General features: G+C 37.9%; 16 protein-coding genes. All 16 read right to left on the reverse strand.

All coding sequences use genetic code 11. From position 1 onward, the window contains the following. Window positions 1-166: 166 nt before the first annotated feature. The 16 genes from rseP to PZE06_RS00080 all read right to left on the reverse strand — a co-directional run bounded on the left by rseP (window position 167) and on the right by PZE06_RS00080 (window position 15,215). Entirely contained in the window at window positions 167-1,429 is a 1,263-nt protein-coding gene (gene rseP, locus PZE06_RS00005; protein WP_150913534.1) for an RIP metalloprotease RseP, read from the reverse strand. Window positions 1,430-1,595: 166 nt separating this feature from the next. Further along, window positions 1,596-2,741: a 1-deoxy-D-xylulose-5-phosphate reductoisomerase gene (locus PZE06_RS00010; protein ID WP_150913532.1), complete on the reverse strand. Its 1,146-nt coding sequence runs from the start codon at window positions 2,739-2,741 to the stop codon at window positions 1,596-1,598. A 50-nt stretch (window positions 2,742-2,791) separates the two neighbouring features. Further along, window positions 2,792-3,580: a phosphatidate cytidylyltransferase gene (locus PZE06_RS00015; RefSeq protein ID WP_150913530.1), complete on the reverse strand. Its 789-nt coding sequence runs from the start codon at window positions 3,578-3,580 to the stop codon at window positions 2,792-2,794. Between the two features lie 21 nt (window positions 3,581-3,601). Next, window positions 3,602-4,378: an undecaprenyl pyrophosphate synthase gene (locus PZE06_RS00020; protein ID WP_150913528.1), complete on the reverse strand. Its 777-nt coding sequence runs from the start codon at window positions 4,376-4,378 to the stop codon at window positions 3,602-3,604. A gap of 286 nt (window positions 4,379-4,664) precedes the next feature. After that, on the reverse strand, window positions 4,665-5,222 hold the full coding sequence (gene frr, locus PZE06_RS00025) for a ribosome recycling factor (RefSeq protein ID WP_150913526.1): 558 nt from the start codon (window positions 5,220-5,222) through the stop codon (window positions 4,665-4,667). A 2-nt stretch (window positions 5,223-5,224) separates the two neighbouring features. Further along, the gene (gene pyrH, locus PZE06_RS00030) at window positions 5,225-5,947 is read right to left on the reverse strand and encodes a UMP kinase (RefSeq protein WP_150913524.1); all 723 of its coding nucleotides are present in this window, start codon (window positions 5,945-5,947) and stop codon (window positions 5,225-5,227) included. 118 nt (window positions 5,948-6,065) lie between these two features. Then, window positions 6,066-6,947: a translation elongation factor Ts gene (tsf, locus tag PZE06_RS00035; protein ID WP_150913522.1), complete on the reverse strand. Its 882-nt coding sequence runs from the start codon at window positions 6,945-6,947 to the stop codon at window positions 6,066-6,068. A gap of 268 nt (window positions 6,948-7,215) precedes the next feature. Beyond that, a complete protein-coding gene (rpsB, locus tag PZE06_RS00040; RefSeq protein ID WP_095308115.1) occupies window positions 7,216-7,917 on the reverse strand; it encodes a 30S ribosomal protein S2 in 702 nt (233 codons plus the stop codon). A 173-nt stretch (window positions 7,918-8,090) separates the two neighbouring features. Next, on the reverse strand, window positions 8,091-8,690 hold the full coding sequence (locus PZE06_RS00045; RefSeq protein ID WP_137742840.1) for a hypothetical protein: 600 nt from the start codon (window positions 8,688-8,690) through the stop codon (window positions 8,091-8,093). Window positions 8,691-8,699: 9 nt separating this feature from the next. Beyond that, window positions 8,700-9,011, reverse strand: a complete 312-nt coding sequence (locus tag PZE06_RS00050; RefSeq protein ID WP_150913520.1) for a hypothetical protein — start codon at window positions 9,009-9,011, stop codon at window positions 8,700-8,702. A gap of 43 nt (window positions 9,012-9,054) precedes the next feature. After that, window positions 9,055-10,410 carry a flagellar assembly protein A gene (locus tag PZE06_RS00055; RefSeq protein ID WP_150913518.1) on the reverse strand — a complete coding sequence of 452 codons (1,356 nt, stop codon included), beginning with the start codon at window positions 10,408-10,410 and terminating at the stop codon, window positions 9,055-9,057. 45 nt (window positions 10,411-10,455) lie between these two features. Beyond that, window positions 10,456-11,220, reverse strand: a complete 765-nt coding sequence (locus tag PZE06_RS00060; protein WP_150913516.1) for a FliA/WhiG family RNA polymerase sigma factor — start codon at window positions 11,218-11,220, stop codon at window positions 10,456-10,458. A gap of 267 nt (window positions 11,221-11,487) precedes the next feature. Next, window positions 11,488-11,985 carry a chemotaxis protein CheD gene (locus PZE06_RS00065; RefSeq protein WP_150913514.1) on the reverse strand — a complete coding sequence of 166 codons (498 nt, stop codon included), beginning with the start codon at window positions 11,983-11,985 and terminating at the stop codon, window positions 11,488-11,490. Then, window positions 11,978-12,619 (reverse strand): chemotaxis protein CheC, encoded by a 642-nt coding sequence (locus PZE06_RS00070; RefSeq protein ID WP_150913512.1) that lies wholly within the window; start codon window positions 12,617-12,619, stop codon window positions 11,978-11,980. The genes PZE06_RS00065 and PZE06_RS00070 overlap by 8 nt, the downstream gene beginning before the upstream one ends. Before the next feature lie 4 nt (window positions 12,620-12,623). Then, on the reverse strand, window positions 12,624-13,094 hold the full coding sequence (locus tag PZE06_RS00075; RefSeq protein WP_150913510.1) for a chemotaxis protein CheW: 471 nt from the start codon (window positions 13,092-13,094) through the stop codon (window positions 12,624-12,626). A gap of 63 nt (window positions 13,095-13,157) precedes the next feature. Continuing rightward, on the reverse strand, window positions 13,158-15,215 hold the full coding sequence (locus PZE06_RS00080; protein ID WP_150913508.1) for a chemotaxis protein CheA: 2,058 nt from the start codon (window positions 15,213-15,215) through the stop codon (window positions 13,158-13,160). Between the last annotated feature and the right edge of the window lie 63 nt (window positions 15,216-15,278).

Below are 15,278 nucleotides of genomic sequence, written 5' to 3' on the forward strand. Positions count from 1 at the left end.
TAATATCCTAGTTTGCCCCTTAGATATTCCATTACAATTTTTAATTTAAATTCTTCACTATATTTTGCCATACAAAAACACCCCAGAGGTTAGATTTTTAACTCTAACTTCTGGGGTGCAGTACCTAATGACACCTTTTAATACCAGCTTCTTTAATTTAATTATTTTACAGGAAAAACCTTTGAATATCGTTCCACGTTACCACGAGCATAAGGAGCATTAATAATGCAAAACCGATAAAGTGAACCATCCCTTCTTTTTGTCGGTCAACCGGCTTACCTCTTAATCCTTCTACAGCAAAGAACATCAATCTTCCACCGTCTAATGCTGGAATAGGCAGAAGGTTCATAATTCCTAAGTTTATGCTCAATACTCCTGCCCACTTCATTAAATAAAGGATACCGGATTTAGCCACCGTGTCAGTTGAAACATAAATCCCCACAGGACCAGATAAAGCATCAATTGAAAATTGACCTGTTATCAGCTTGCCGAGCATGGAGAAGATCTCCTTTGTCCAAATATAAACCTCTTTTGCTCCATACGTGATCGATTTGAGTGGTGATTTCTCCATGGGACTATAGACGCCAATAATTCCAATCGTTTTCCCATCTTCTACTTGTTGTGCTTTTGGAGTAACTGAAATGTTCATATCTTGCCCATCTCTTTCCAAGAAGAAATCCAATTCCTTTTCAGGATTCTTCTGGATAATTTCCACCACATCTTCCCATGTGGATATTTCAGCTCCATCGACTGTATGGATAATATCCCCTTCCTTAAGACCTGCTTCTAATGCAGCTCCATCAGGAGTTAATTTACCAAGCATCGGTTCATGAGTAGGCATTCCCTGAATTAATGCGATAATAACAAAAACAACAAAGGCCAACACGAAGTTCATCAATGGACCTGCAAAAATAGCCATTGTTCTTTGCCCAAGTGTTTTGGAGGCAAATTGACGATCGTAAGGAGCAATTAATGTTTCCTTCCCATTTTCAACAAAATTTGCTTTTCTGCTGATACGAAAGGTTTGCAGACGCTCGTCATCGCCCTCTTCATAGCCTTTTATCATTAATTCATGTTCAACATCAGCATGCTCAACCTCAATTACGCGAATATCAGGATATTTTTCCTTATTATTAAGTACAATTTTAGATACTTCATCATTTTTATCAAACAACAGACCAACACGATATCCAGGCTTGATCTCCACCATTTCAGGATCTTCACCGGCCATGCGTACATACCCTCCAATCGGGAGAAGGCGAATCGTATAAACCGTGTCATTCTTTGTAAATGAAAGGAGCTTTGGTCCCATCCCTATCGCAAATTCACGACAGAGAATTCCCGCCCTTTTCGCAAAGATTAAATGTCCTAATTCATGAAAAAATACTAACGCCCCGAAAATAATAATAAAGGCTATAACTGTACTCAAAATATAACCACCTTTTTAATTAGGCTACGTTAAATACGCTTTTTGCCTCATTTTTGTTGGGAATTTAGCGCCTCCCAGTTTCATTGTCTTGGAATTGAGTAAAGAGGAGCTCCCTCGTTCATCCTCCATCAATCGCTGCAATAAGTCAAAAAGATAAACATCGCCTTTATTTTAGAAGTGAGTAAACGAATGCTCTTGTTTCCTGATCAACTTCTTGAATAAGGGAAAGATCTGGATTCTGTATGGAGTCATGTGCAGTTAACGACTTTTCGATTAGTTCCTCGATCTGAAGAAACGTAATTTTGCCTTTGAGAAACGCTTCGACTGCCGCTTCATTGGCAGCATTTAACACCGTTGGCAAAGTCCCTCCTGCCTTACCTGCATCAAAAGCAAACTGCAAGCACCTAAATCGCTTAAAATCCATATGATTAAAATGCAAACGGCCAATTTCAGCTAAGTTCAATCTATTCGCCGTATTTAAAGGCATTCTATCTGGATAGGTTAGCGCATACTGGATCGGAACTCTCATGTCTGGTGTTCCTAACTGTGCAATCACGCTACTATCATGAAATTCTACCATAGAATGAATAATACTCTCTTTATGGAGCAAAACATCGATTTTTTCGTATGGAATATCGAAGAGCCAATGTGCTTCAATGACCTCTAAGCCCTTGTTCATCATCGTTGCCGAATCAATCGTAATCTTCGCACCCATGGACCAGTTCGGATGATTCAATGCCTCTGAAACAGTGACATTTTGCAATTCATTCCTGCTCTTATCCCGAAAGCTTCCCCCTGAAGCAGTTAAGATTAGCTTTTCAATATTTTTCTCTTTCTCCCCCTGTAACGCTTGGAAAATCGCGGAATGCTCACTGTCTACAGGGAGAATAGGGACATTATACTCCCTTGCTGCGTGCATCACAAGATGTCCTGCCGTTACTAACGTTTCTTTATTTGCTATACAAATTGTTTTGCCAGCACGAATCGCTTCCAGTGTCGGATATAATCCTACACTTCCGATAACAGCATTGACAAGAATAGTTGACTTTACATATGTAGCAGCTTCTACTAAACCATCATCACCAAAAGTAAAATTCACATTTGGATACTCTATCTCTAAATTAGCCATATCTTCTTTGTCAGCGACAGATACTAATTCAGGTTTAAATTCAGCAATGATTTTCCTAGCAAGTGGAATATTACGCCCTACACTCATTGCAACTAATTGAAATTCATTTGCATGTTCTTTAATTATATTCAGCGTTTGCGTTCCAATTGAACCAGTTGCTCCTAATAAACTAATATATTTCAACGATTTCACTCCTGATCATAAAAGCACTTACCATGAGCCTTCCACCTGAATTAAAAATGAAAGAAATACAGTAGTGGCCAAACAAATAATAAACTATCAAAGCGATCTAATATCCCTCCATGACCTGGTAGCAATCTCCCAGAGTCTTTGACATGATAATGTCGCTTTAACGCAGATTCAACTAAATCACCCACTTGCCCAAATATGGAAAGAAAGATGGTAATGATCCCTAATTTCAAAAAAGATGCATCTATATCTGAAAAGATGACAAACAATATAGATACAACTACCGCACAGAAAATGCCACCAAAGAAACCTTCTACTGTTTTATTAGGGCTAATTTCCGGCCATAGCTTTCTCTTTCCAAATGCTCGGCCTATAAAGTACGCTCCTGAATCTGTCGCCCAAATAATAAAAAGGGAGTAAAAAATGTAAATTAACCCGCCCGTTTCCCTTATTTCGATAAAATACAAAAAACCCATCCCGATGTAGATAATCGACATAATTGAGAAGGCAACATCATCAAAGGTAAATTTATTTTTCGTTGCCACAGTATAGGTTAAAAATAGCAGAATTGCTAACAAAGCAACCTCTACCTTTGAATATTTGAGGGCTATTAAAATATCTTGTAATTGATTCGGTAATAAAAAAATCCACAGTACAATTAACGCTATCAAGCCCGGTACTGAAAATAACTTTAATTTTCGCATCTTTAATAATTCATAAAGAGCGATAGATGCTAATAAATAGGCGAGAAAAATCAGGGGTACTCCGCCTATTATAACAATCGGTAGAAAGATTGCTGCTGCGATAATTGCTGTAATAATTCTTTGCTTCATCTAATATATTCAACACCTTTATTATACTCCACCAAAACGCCTTTGCCGATTTTGGTATGCTTCTACAGCTTCAATGAAGTGCTGTTCATTAAAATCAGGCCATAGTACATCCGTAAACCAAAATTCCGTATAAGCAAGCTGCCACAACATGAAGTTGCTTAAACGGATTTCTCCACTTGTTCTGATCAAAAGATCTGGATCACTAAGTTTGTTCGTCATTAAATAAGAGGAAAAAGCCTCTTCATCGATCATATCTTCCTTTATTATACCACTTTTGTAATCTTCTAAGACGCGCTTTACAGCGTCGACAATCTCACTTCTACTCCCGTAATTAAGGGCAAAATTTAAGACAAGACCATCATTATCCCTCGTTTTGTCCATCGCATGCTCGATAGCTCCAATCGTATGAGAGGGCAAACTTTCTTTATAACCAATCATTTCGACACGGACGTTCTGTTCAATTAGCTCCGGGAGAAAGGTTCCGAGAAATTCTTCAGGCAGTTTCATTAAATAATCGACTTCCATTTTCGGACGTTTCCAATTTTCAGTTGAAAAGGCATATAAAGTAAGCGTTTTAACTCCTAACTCATTCGCTAGCTTCGTGATCTTTTGGACACCTTTCATCCCTTCATGATGCCCTGCAACTCGAGGGAGTGCTCTTTTCCTTGCCCATCTACCATTTCCATCCATAATAATCGCCACATGTTCTGGAATAGGTTGCTTTTTTAAAAATTCTATTTGTTCCCGGAGAATGGGAGAGTTTTTGTTATTTTTCCATGACTTTAATTTATCTAACATGATTCCGCTCCTCCAGAGGGATCATTTTTTCTCAAATACTTACGTTCAGCACGAAGAAAAAATGAGCCATCCATTCAATATTCCACTTTTTTCCGTAGCTGTCTCTATCATAACAAAAAATAAGTGAGATATCTCTATAAAAAATTATGTACGAGCAAGAGAAATTAAGACTACAAAAATTTCTACTTCTATAATTACCCTAACCCCCTCAATATCCTACCCTTTCTATTCATTTTTGTAAAATAAAAACCCCCTATAATTAGAGGGTCAAATGATAAAGTTATCTTTATACTTCCAAAATTTCTTTTTCTTTATCCTTTGTTAAGCTATCAACTTTAGCAATATACTCATCTGTTAGCTTTTGAATATCATCTGCATAGCCACGTTGATCATCTTCCGTAATTTCACCATTTTTTTCAAGCTTCTTTAAGTCATCATTGCCATCGCGGCGAATGTTACGTATAGCAATTTTCGCTTCTTCTGCCTCTTTCTTAACCACTTTCACAAGCTCTTTACGGCGTTCTTCCGTAAGCTGTGGAATCGAAAGGCGAATAATATTCCCGTCACTTGTTGGTGTCAAGCCAAGGTCTGATTTTAGAATGGCTTTTTCTATTTCTCCCAAAACTGATTTATCATACGGTTGAATCACTAGTAAACGGGCTTCAGGGACAGATACACCAGCTAATTGATTAATTGGAGTTGGTGCTCCATAATAATCGACTGTAATTCTATCTAGCAAGGAAGCATTTGCTCTTCCTGCGCGAATACTTGCTAGCTCACGAGTGTATGCCTGAATCGCTTTCGTCATTTTATCCTTTACGTTCGCAATAATTTGTTTTGGCATTTTTATTTCCCCCTTACAATTGTTCCGATCGTTTCACCAAGAACAGCTTTTTTAATATTTCCATTTTCCATAATTGAAAATACAATTAGCGGGATATCATTGTCCATGCATAAAGATGAAGCGGTAGAATCCATCACTGCTAAACCTTCCTTTAACACATCTAAATATGATAATTCATCATACTTCTTCGCATTTGCGTCCACTCTTGGATCTGCCGAGTAGACACCATCGACATTATTTTTAGCCATTAAAATGACATCTGCTTCAATTTCTGCAGCTCGCAATGCGGCTGTTGTATCAGTGGAAAAGTATGGGTTTCCTGTTCCGGCAGCAAAAATGACAACGCGTTTCTTTTCGAGATGGCGAATAGCCCGACGTCTAATATACGGTTCTGCCACTTGACGCATCTCAATCGATGTTTGTACTCTCGTTTCTACTCCAGCTTGTTCTAAACTATCCTGTAACGCCAATGAATTCATCACCGTTGCTAGCATTCCCATATAATCAGCATTAGCACGATCCATGCCCATTTCTTCACCAATTTTTCCGCGCCAAATATTTCCTCCGCCCACAACTACAGCAACTTCTACACCAAGATCAGCTAATTCTTTCACCTGATTTGCCACCGATTTTATAACGGTTGGGTTAATTCCAAAGCCTTTTTCACCAGCTAATGCTTCACCACTTAATTTTAAGACGACTCGTTTGTATTTTGGACTGCTCATGAGAACCTCCGTATGTATAATTCGGATCCCTTGTTCATTGCTACTTTAAACTAAAGGCATCAAGTTTGTTTTTGAAAATAGGGAACACAACGTGTCCCCTATCGGTTTTAAATTCAAATTATTTTTTAACTTGGCTCATTACTTCTTCTGCGAAGTTATCTTCACGCTTTTCGATACCTTCTCCAACTTCATAACGAACGAAGTCACGAATCTTACCGCCTTTAGCTGAAACGAATTGTCCAACTTTTTGATCAGGATTTTTAACAAATGCTTGATCGTTAACACAAACGTCTTCAAAATATTTACCTAGACGACCCTCAACCATTTTTGCAACGATATTTTCAGGTTTTCCTTCATTTAGGGCTTGCTGAGTTAGAACTTGACGCTCACGTTCAACTTCTTCTGCAGACACTTCATCACGAGAAACATACTTTGGATTTAAAGCGGCAATATGCATGGAAACATCTTTAGCAGCTTCTTCATCTGTCGTACCTTCAAGAACTGTAAGAACCCCAATGCGTCCGCCCATGTGTAAGTATGCACCAAATGCATCGTTATCACCTTTTGTCTTAATTTCAAAGCGACGCAATGACAGTTTTTCACCGATTTTTGCAATCGCAGCATTAATATGAGCTTCAACTGTAGAACCATTTTCCATCGTTTGGGTAACAGCTTCTTCAACCGTAGCTGGTTTCTTCGCAAGCAGATGAGCGCCTAACTCTTGAACAAGTGTTTGGAATCCCTCATTTTTTGCAACAAAATCTGTTTCAGAGTTTACTTCAAGGATAACAGCTTCATTGCCGTTAACTTTTACTGAAGTTAAACCTTCCGCAGCGACACGATCGCCTTTTTTCGCAGCTTTCGCAATTCCTTTCTCACGCAAAAGATCAACTGCTTTTTCTAAATCGCCATCTACTTCTTGAAGCGCCTTTTTACAATCCATCATACCTGCGCCCGTTTTTTCACGCAGTTCTTTAACCATTTGTGCAGTAATTGCCATAATGAGTTATCCTCCTTAAATCTATGTATCATTATTTTTAGCTAGACTAGCAAAAGCTAATCTTCAATCATTCATTATTCTCAAAAAAAGGTGATAAAGAAGGGTAAAGCCCTCTTATCACCTTCATTGAATCAACTCTATGATGTCTAGTTCCAGCGCCTAGTCCCTCGTGGTCACAGCACAATCCGCTAAGAAAGTTGAAGCTCAACCTCTCTAGCAGCTCGCCTTGTGCTTGTCAGAACTGAGCAAGGCGCTACCACTTTTCCCATTACGCAGTTGTTACTTCTTCGCCTTGCTTCGCTTCTAAAATTGCGTCAGCCATTTTACCAGTTAATAGTTTAACCGCACGAATAGCATCATCATTTGCAGGGATTACAACATCGATCTCATCTGGATCACAGTTTGTATCAACAATACCTACGATAGGAATGTTTAATTTATGAGCTTCAGCAACAGCAATGCGCTCTTTACGTGGGTCAATGATGAATAAAGCATCTGGAAGTTGCTTCATATCTTTAATTCCACCTAAGAACTTTTCAAGACGCTCTTGCTCTTTTCTTAATCCAACTACTTCTTTCTTTGGAAGCACTTCAAAAGTACCGTCTTCAGACATTCTTTCAATATCTTTAAGTCGGGCAATACGCTTTTGAATGGTTTCGAAGTTTGTTAAAGTACCACCTAACCAGCGTTGGTTTACATAGTACATTCCAGAACGTTCTGCCTCTTCCTTCACAGAATCCTGTGCTTGTTTCTTTGTACCAACAAAAAGAACTGTACCGCCATTTGCAGCTAATTCTTTTACCCAGTTATAAGCTTCTTCAACCTTCTTAACTGTTTTTTGTAGATCGATAATATAAATGCCGTTACGTTCTGTGAAGATATATTTCTTCATTTTTGGGTTCCAACGGCGAGTTTGGTGTCCGAAATGTACACCAGCTTCAAGCAATTGCTTCATAGAAATTACTGACATGTTTCTTCCTCCTAATGGTTTTGTTTTCCTCCGCCCATATCATCTTTAGTCAAAAACTGTTTAATAGCAATTGACGAATTGTCTTCATATTAAACAGCACCATTTGCCTAAATCCATGAACGTGTGTATTAACACCATTTGTAAATATAGCACATGTGTAATGACGAATCAAGTCATTCTTTTTCATTTTGTCGTAATTTGAATAATAATTCTAATTCCGTTTTACCTTTACCAAGCTTTTTAGCAATATCCTCAATTGACAGACCTTGTTTTTGCAACAAAATTGCTTTGTGATAAACTGATTCATCATTTATATCATCGCTATCTTCTATTTTCTCTCTCTGTGCTTCCTTATTCTCAAGATTAGGCTTGACCTTTTCTTGGTCAAGTTTTTCTTCACTATTACCATTTACATTTCGGTATGCTTTGACTGCTTGAAAAACAGTTCCTTTACGATAGGTGATGTTTTCACCCTTTTCAAGCTGGACGCGTTCTTTGTTAAGCTCCATATTATCGTCTATTTGCTCGGTGATCGCCATTCCCTGCCCTGCTTCAGTCTTACTTTGAACTTGACTTAACTTCTCGATAAATTTTTCATTTTCCTCTGTCATTTCTATTAAATAACTCGATATTACCTCTTCGATCTCTTTAAGAATTTCTTCCTGCCTTTTTTCGACTACAAGAAGTCTGTTTTGACGCAAATAAAGAATAACAATACAAAATAAAGCAACAATATTTAAAATTAAACTGATGAATAAAAATAAGTTCGTCATGGTACCCCTCTATCCGCTGTAATCCACCCTTGTCCCTTTGTATGGATGCTGTTCCTTTGGATGGTGTTTCTGTTTTCCTTTATTCGATCCATGCTGTTGAGACTGAGACTGTTCCTCATGGTGCCTCTCTTTTTGAAATCGGGTAATATCCTTTTGTTCCTGCTTTATAACTGAATTTTTCTTTTTTTCCTCTTCCCTTTTCACACTTTCGGAGGCAAGATCATGCTGTAGTTGACCTCGTTGCTGCATTTGCTCTAATAATTTGCCCGCATCATGTGTTCTTGGAAGCGCGACCTGCATTTCAATTGCTTTGAGGCTCACTTTTCATTCACTTCCTCACTAATATAATTAAAGGCAAGGCGAACTAAATTGGTTGAAATACAATTTCTTTATTTTCTAATAAAAACTTCACATATGAATGCGTTTTCTGAATTACTCTGACATATTTGCCAAAACAAAGACTTGTGTTTGGATATATTTTTTCATAAATATAGACAGCATAATGTTCTCGGTTTCCTTTTTTTGCTTCAATTGCTTCAAGCTCACCTTCAACCTGTGCTAAGTTAAGCTCTAATTGCTGCTTTGTTGCTCTTTGTTTGACAATTAACGCTTGTTCCTGCGTGGTAGGCTTACCTTTTATTTTCGCAGCTTCAACTAATTTGTTTTCGATCATCCTTAATTTTTTTATATTTTCTGAAAGCTCTTTCATCTCTTTTCTTAGCTCTATTTCTTTTTGTTCAATAGAAGAATCATAGCCAACATAAAGCTCTGTTTTTGTGAATAGATGGTTTCCTACCTCTTTCACATGTATATCTTTACCTGAACGAAGAACGCCACCGATAATATGACCTTGTTTACAGTAAATTGATTCCTTCGCCTCAATCTGGCTATGCAAAGAGGAGGTGTTAATAATTACGTCCTGACCAGCACGGACATTAGCCTGATTTAAGTAGTTTGCTTGGATGCTTCCTCCTGCCACTACTTTACCACGATTTCCTGCTGTAATTCCACCAGAGATGAGGATATTCCCTCTAGCAACCAGTTGTGCACCTTCCACAAGTCCAGCAATTTTAATATCACCACCAGCAATAACCTCATAACCAGTTGGAACATTGCCACGAATAACAACATTGCCAATAAAATTAATGTTGCCTGTTTTTAAATCTAGATCACCATTTACTTCAAAAACAGGATTAACCGTAACTGTTTTTTGAGTAACGCTTACTTGACCGTCCGTAGTTGCAATAAATTGATTTCCTTCCTTGATAACATTTTTGCCAGCCCTTGTCTTCAATGGTTTGCCATCACGAGCAGGGAGTAATTTCCCCGTTACTCCACGCCCGTTTACACCGCTAGTTTGCGGAACTATTTTGGCAATCACCTGGCCATTTTTTACTGAAGGGATATCGAGTACTTCGCGAAAATTAATTTTTTCTTTCTTTTCCGATTCCTCTTTTTGTATCTCTAAAATTAAATGCGCATCTTCGCCATTTTTTGGTGCAATGCCCTCTGCAATCGTTAGAGGATAATTTTGCACCTTCGGTTTTGCGGCAATTTCATGAAGCAACGAATGATTTATTCCAAAAGCGACATTTTGCTCCCCTAAAAATGTCTCAAGTGCATTAACTGAAATTGAAAATTTTTCGTCCTGTTTATCAATCAATTCAATTTCAGCTTTCAATTGATCTTTACTTATTCTCACGCGAAAGGGTATCTCCATTTTCTCCGGCCCTCTTTCTTTTCTTATCTTCCATTTACAAGTGTATTAGATCATTTTACTTAAAGATTGTCTCAGCTTAAATATTGCTTTTGAATGGATTTGTGAAATTCTTGAAGTTGATAAATCTAGTACTTGTCCAATTTCTGTTAAGGTGAGTTCTTCTTGATAGAACAAACTTAAAACGAGTTGCTCTTTCTCATTTAATTGAGAGATCATTTCCGACATTTCTTGAATTAGTTCATCCTTTACGATTTTTTCTTCGGGAATATCGGCTTTAATATCCTTTATCGTATAGGCTTGACCATCTTTTTCGTCTTGGTCGCTCCCACGCTCATCAATTGAAAGAATGCTTGCGAAAAAATGTTCGTTCATTGTGGCATGGACTTCTTCTTCCGGCATATCCAGCTCAATAGCGATATCTTTAGCCGTTACATTCCTCATAAATTTTTGTTCAAGCTTTCCAATAGTAGCTTCGATTTTTTTCGCTTTTTCCCTCGTACTTCTTGATAACCAATCTTCTTTTCTTAGACCATCAATGATTGCCCCACGAATTCTGAATGACGCATAAGTATCAAATTTCAATTCTCTTGTCGGATCAAATTTTTCCAGTGCATCGTATAAACCCATTAATCCAAGGCTATGAATATCATCTCTTGATACATTTTTTGGAAGGCCAACAGCTACCCTTTGTACGTGATAACTGACAAGAGGCATATATTTTTTGACTAACAGGTTTCCTGCTTCTGAGTCGCGGGCCGAAATCCATTTATCCCATATTAGTTGTTCCTCAGTTGTTAATACCTGTCCCATTGCAACCTCCCAATATTTCATTAAATTCCGACCATTATTACCAATAATCGTCGCACTTTTTGAAAAAACAGATAGCGAATTACATTTATTTTTAGCATATTTTCGTTCTTTATGAGGCAATAGATTATATACTATTATTATAGCAAATTCACGTTCATCATATCAAAGAAGTTCGAAAATTGTCACAACATTATCAAACATGTTTATAGGAAAATATACCCATTAACAAGAAAAATCAGTCCTTTTTAGGGGACTGATTCAACATGACTAAAGTTCAAAAACACCTTTGTTAACGGTGCGTATGTTGAGTAGACAAGTTTTGGGATCGAACTCAATCGTTCGACCGCTATTTCCACCAACATCCTCTCCAACAATGGCAATTTTGTAAGCTGCAAGCTCTCTTTTCACTGCTTCTACATTTCTTGGACCAATTCTCATCATGTCATTCGAGCTAGAGAATTGAAACATCTGTGCTCCGCCAGCCAGCTTTGCCTTCAATGAATAGTCCCGTGCGCCATTTTTCAACAATCGATTGACCAGTTCCTTTACAGCAGTATCCGCGTATTTTGCAATATTAAATGCTCCACCCTTTGCAAGAGTAGAATCAGGTAGCATTACATGCGCTAATCCAGCAAGCTCTTTCCCTTGATCATAGATCACCACACCAACACATGAGCCCAATCCCGATGTTCTTATATGATAAGGTGTTCTTACAATATTCATATCTGCAATCCCAACCTTAATCACTTGAACCGTATCATTCATTCTCAGTTACTCCTAATGCTTGAAAAATAATCTCAAAGGAGTCTGGATCAGGCAAAAGGAAAAAATGCCCCTTTACACTTTTCGGACCATTATAATCATCATCATCTAATGCTGTATCAATCACAATGGCGAAGTCGCTGACCTGGGACAACTCGATTAAACCAAAGCTAATAATGGCACCAACCATGTCTATACTTAGTGCAGGGACAGATGGATATAAATCTAATTTAGTAAAATCTGATAAAGACGATAAATAGGAGCCAGAGAGAATATTGCCAAGCTCCTGTAGAGCAGACATCGCTATTTCGTCATAAGGTGGTTTAGCAAATGAAAATTGACTATCTCCAGTCATCTGTTGAATAAACGTACTTGCCTGTTCCAAAGATAGAACAAAAAACATACTTCCCGGAGCATCTCCCTCAATTCTTAAAAAAACACTTGCGACGATATTTTCTGGACCACCCGCCATTTCCATCATTTCATCAAAGGAAACAACTCTAACTTTCGGCACCCTCATATCAATTTTCTTATTAAGCAAAGTTGAAAGAGCGGTTGCAGCATTTCCAGCCCCAATATTCCCAACTTCTTTTAAAACGTCTAAATGAACGGTTGAAATTTTCTCAAGAAAACTCATATTGCTAGCCTTCTATCTTACTATCTAAACGAATTTCATCCCGATTCAAAATTTTCTCAAGATCCAATAAGATAAGAAGTCGTTTATCAATTTTGGCAACTCCACTTATGTACTCCGCTTCCGCAACACCAACCACTTCTGGCTGTGGCTCAATAGAGTTCATATTCACATCAATAACATCATTGGCCGCATCGACAATTAAGCCGACCTCCATATCATCAAATGAAATGATGATCACTCTTGTACTTTCTGTGTATTTAATTTCTTCAAGACCAAAACGCAGTCTTAAATCAATAATCGGGGTTACAACACCTCTTAAATTAATGACACCTTTCACATATGGAGTTAACCCAGGTACTCTTGTAATATGCTCTATCTTTTCGATCGAGTTCACTTTGTTTACTGGAATGGCATATTCCTTTTCTTTTAACTGAAAAACAATAAATTTAATATCCTCTGTTAAAGTTTCAGCCATTATCGTCACCTTCCTTTAAAAGGGGTTCCTCCACAGCTTTTCGTGGAGGATCGTTTCACACATCTATTTGATTAATGCGTTGCAATCTACAATTAGTGCAACTTGACCATCACCAAGGATTGTTGCACCAGATATAGCAAAGACATTCGTTAAGTAATTGCCCAGCGATTTAAGAACAACCTCTTGCTGGCCGATAAAGGAATCAACAATCAATCCAGCCATCTTATCGCCTTTTCTTACGATGACAACAGAGTAAAACTCATCTTCTTCCTCTTGGCTCGGCACTTGAAAAATATCTTTCAAGAATAGAAGTGGTACAACCTTGCCGCGGAAATCAATCACCTTTTGATTATGGGCATTTAAAATTTCAGCCTTTTTAACAATTGCTGTTTCTATAATGGAAGAAAGGGGAACTGCGAACTTTTCCTTTTCAATTTCAACGAGCATAACAGAAATAATTGATAGAGTAAGAGGTAATTGGATAGAAAACGTCGAACCCTTCCCTTCTCTTGACTCAATTGAAATCGCACCGCCCAGTGATTCAATTGTGTTTTTCACAACATCTAGCCCGACACCGCGACCGGAAACATCTGAGATTTTATCAGCAGTTGAAAATCCAGAAGCAAAGATTAACTCGAATACTTCCTTATCAGTCAATGTTGAGGCAGTTTGTTCATTAATGATTCCATTTTTAATTGCTTTTTCAAGAACTTTTTGCTTTTTGATTCCTGCACCATCGTCATCAATCTCAATAAAGACATGATTACCGCTGTGGAATGCTTTTAACACAACAGTCCCCTCTTCATTCTTTCCGTTCGCTTTTCGAACATCCGGTGTCTCTAACCCATGATCGAGTGCGTTTCGAATGAGATGGACAAGGGGATCACCAATCTCATCAATAACGGTTCTATCGAGCTCCGTTTCAGCGCCAATAATTTCTAAGTTAACCTTTTTGCCTAAGTCACGAGCTAATTGTCTAACCATTCTAGGGAAACGATTAAACACCGTTTCTACAGGAACCATTCTCATATTCAGAATAATGTTTTGTAGATCACCAGTAATTCTAGACATTCTCTCCACTGTTTCATGTAACTCTTGATTTTTCAAATCATTAGAAATCTGTTCTAATCGACCACGGTCAATCACAAGCTCTTCAAACAAGTTTAATAAAATATCAAGTCTTTCAATATTTACTCTAATTGTTTTATTGCTAGCTTGTTTCCCCGTACTTGTCTGCTTCTTCTGTTCCGCCTCAGCGGGAACATCAGAATTAGTCGTTTCAACTGTTTTCTTACTTTCCTCTTCACTCTCAGCCTTAGTTGTTTCCTGCTTATTTCGGATGCCTTCAAGTGAAATCGCATTGATTTCCACCTTTTCAACTTCGGAAACTTTCATTATTATTTTCTTTAAGTCCTCTTGGTTTTCTTTGGAAACAATCGATACGGTAAATTCTTGATCAAACTGCTCTTCTTCGAGTTGATCGACAGGTGGTGTTGATTTAATGACTTCTCCAACCTTCTCCAATACTTCAAATACCATGTACACTCGAGCCGCTTTAAGAAGACAATCTTCCCTTAAGGCAATCGTAATTTCATAGGCCTCAAAACCTTGCTCTTTCGATTGCTCTAGAACTGTGTATTCAAATTCATCGTATTCACTTTTAAAGGATGCTCCCGTTGATGTTGTTACAACGGTTGAAGTAGCAGCTACTTCAGCCTGTGACTGTGCTTGTTGCGGACTCTCACCTTTTTCAATCAATTTTAACTTTTCTACAACCTCTGTTACATTTCTTTTTCCATCTCCACCATCAGCAATCGAAAATACCATTGCCTCCAAATCATCAACTGCTTGGAAGACAACATCTAAAATTTCAGGCGTGACCGATAGCTTATGATTGCGAATCGCATCAAGAACGTTTTCCATTTGATGGGTTAAACTTGCAAGATCCTCATAACCCATTGTTGCAGACATTCCCTTCAAAGTATGAGCCGAGCGGAAAATATCATTAACAATGTCTATATCTTCTGGATTTTTCTCAAGATCTAGCAATCGTGCATTACAGCTTTGTAAATGCTCTTTGCTTTCTTCAATAAATACTTCAAGATATTGATTCAATTCCATTTTCTTACCCCCTTCGACATATCTGGGATGTTCAAAAAGTTTGTGCGAGATAGCTAGCGAATT

The sequence above is a fragment of the Robertmurraya sp. DFI.2.37 genome, assembly GCF_029211245.1.
In the GTDB taxonomy this organism is placed as follows: Bacteria; Bacillota; Bacilli; order Bacillales; family Cytobacillaceae; genus Robertmurraya; species Robertmurraya methanolica_A.

Coding starts and splice junctions, on each gene's coding strand:
- PZE06_RS00080 (WP_150913508.1), bottom strand. CDS start 15,215: ATGGAATTGAATCAATATCTTGAAGTATTTATTGAAGAAAGCAAAGAG.
- pyrH (WP_150913524.1), bottom strand. CDS start 5,947: ATGAGCAGTCCAAAATACAAACGAGTCGTCTTAAAATTAAGTGGTGAA.
- PZE06_RS00075 (WP_150913510.1), bottom strand. CDS start 13,094: ATGGCTGAAACTTTAACAGAGGATATTAAATTTATTGTTTTTCAGTTA.
- PZE06_RS00070 (WP_150913512.1), bottom strand. CDS start 12,619: ATGAGTTTTCTTGAGAAAATTTCAACCGTTCATTTAGACGTTTTAAAA.
- frr (WP_150913526.1), bottom strand. CDS start 5,222: ATGCCAAAACAAATTATTGCGAACGTAAAGGATAAAATGACGAAAGCG.
- PZE06_RS00020 (WP_150913528.1), bottom strand. CDS start 4,378: ATGTTAGATAAATTAAAGTCATGGAAAAATAACAAAAACTCTCCCATT.
- PZE06_RS00060 (WP_150913516.1), bottom strand. CDS start 11,220: ATGGGACAGGTATTAACAACTGAGGAACAACTAATATGGGATAAATGG.
- PZE06_RS00045 (WP_137742840.1), bottom strand. CDS start 8,690: ATGACGAACTTATTTTTATTCATCAGTTTAATTTTAAATATTGTTGCT.
- tsf (WP_150913522.1), bottom strand. CDS start 6,947: ATGGCAATTACTGCACAAATGGTTAAAGAACTGCGTGAAAAAACGGGC.
- PZE06_RS00055 (WP_150913518.1), bottom strand. CDS start 10,410: ATGGAGATACCCTTTCGCGTGAGAATAAGTAAAGATCAATTGAAAGCT.
- PZE06_RS00015 (WP_150913530.1), bottom strand. CDS start 3,580: ATGAAGCAAAGAATTATTACAGCAATTATCGCAGCAGCAATCTTTCTA.
- PZE06_RS00065 (WP_150913514.1), bottom strand. CDS start 11,985: ATGAATGATACGGTTCAAGTGATTAAGGTTGGGATTGCAGATATGAAT.
- rpsB (WP_095308115.1), bottom strand. CDS start 7,917: ATGTCAGTAATTTCTATGAAGCAATTGCTTGAAGCTGGTGTACATTTC.